Below are 1,686 nucleotides of genomic sequence, written 5' to 3'. Positions count from 1 at the left end.
GCACTGCCGCATCTGCTTTGCCCGCTCTCCCGAACCCCGCCGGAAGCCGCAGCGTGGGTGCGGGTTCGGGCTACGTCGGCCACGGGCGTGAACACCGACGCGTGTGGACGCACCCGCCGCACGGGTGAGAAGAGCGGACCAGGGCTTGGGCACGCGAGGAGCCCCTTCGGCACGGGAAAGCCGAAGAGGCAGAGTGGAAACGGCGGTGAGACTCGATACCCAGGGGGCTGGGTAGCTAACAGCGCCATCGTGCGGGGATACCCGGGAACTGGGGATGGTGGCGGAAGTTCACACGTGGTCGGCGTGCGGGGTCGATGTGTGGTGGTGGGATCCATCCGGTTTTGCCCGGATTCTCCGAATCCTCGCCCATGACAACGGTTTCCCAGCCGTTCGGGCCGGTGTTGACCTGGGCGTGGCAGGCATCGCACGCGAAGGTCAGGTTCTCGATGTCCGTTTCACCGCCATCGGCCCATTCCCGGATGTGGTGTACAGCCGAGCGGCTCGCTGGCGCGTCGCAACCGGGGCGGGTGCATCCGCGTTCGGTGGCGGTGAGCGCCAACCGTTGTGCCGGGTTCGCGAGGCGCTGGCCTCGCGACAGGTGCAGTGGGCGGCCGTTGCGGTCGAGCACCACCAAATACGGGGTCGAGTTTCTGGCCACCTGGAGTGCTTGGGTGATCGACATGGTGCCGCCGGTCGCGGTGGTCGCTACCCCGGCGCGCTTCTCCAGGTCGTCGATGCTCATGGTGATGATGGTCGAGACCGGAAGTCCGCGATGCGATCCGAGCTTCGTGGGGCCCATGTCCGGGCGGAAGAGGACCAGCAGAGCGTCATGGTTGCGCTGATCGGCGTTGCGGTGATCGCGCTTGGCGGCGGCACGCAGCTTCGCTCGAAGTGCTGCGCGGGCACGCTCAGCTGGGGTCAGCGAGGGGTCGTTCGCATCGTCGGCGTTCTCGTCGCCGTCGTCGAGTTCGGTGTCGAGCCCGAGTTCAGCGGTGGTCCAGGGACTTTCGGGATCATCGGGGTTGCACATGCCGGGGCGTCCGAACTTCTCGAACATCGGGATCATGACCGCACCCAACTGCGGGGTCAGGAACCCGGAGATCGGGTACATGCCATCGATGCCCTGATGCCCGATCTTGATGCACCGGACCCGTTGCCGGTCCCGGTCCTCGGTCAACCGCCCATCGGGATCGACGTGGGCCAGAATGTGAACGCCGAGCTTGGTCACACCCTTCGGGTCGCCTTCGCGGGCGAATGAGGTGAGGTGTTGTTCGGCGTGGTCTTTGACTTCCGGACCGGCGGCGTCGGGGATCCGCTCGAGCGCGTCCTTGATCGCTTTTACATGATCGGCGGAGATCTCCCCGGCGCGTTGCGCTGCGGCTACAAGCGGCAATTTCGGCGGCCGGGTACTCGAACCCACCGACACCGTCGACAGCAGGTCAGCGTTGCGTACGCGGGCGGCGGCCTCAGCGTACGACAGCCGCAGGGTCTGCTGCAGGAACAGGATCAGGCTCTTCACACCCGCCCGAGGGCCCAAGTCCCGCGCTCCACACTCGAGCGCGAACCGCTGCTTCACCGCTTCGAGCTTTCGGAAGCTGGTCTCGAGCTCCTGCATGACCTCGATGACCTCGTCCTTGGCCAACGAGTACATCGGCAATTCGAGCAGGTTCTCCACCGCGGCGCCAA

At 66.2% G+C, this 1,686-nt stretch carries 1 protein-coding gene; it reads right to left on the bottom strand.

Translation table 11 applies throughout. From position 1 onward, the window contains the following. Positions 1-235: 235 nt before the first annotated feature. Positions 236-1,686, bottom strand: a 1,451-nt coding sequence (locus ACWDOP_RS38955; RefSeq protein WP_456349087.1) for a DUF222 domain-containing protein, incomplete at its 5' end; no start/stop codon positions are given.

The sequence above is a fragment of the Nocardia sp. NPDC003693 genome (assembly GCF_053981095.1).
This window is presented reverse-complemented; position numbering and strand designations above follow the sequence as displayed.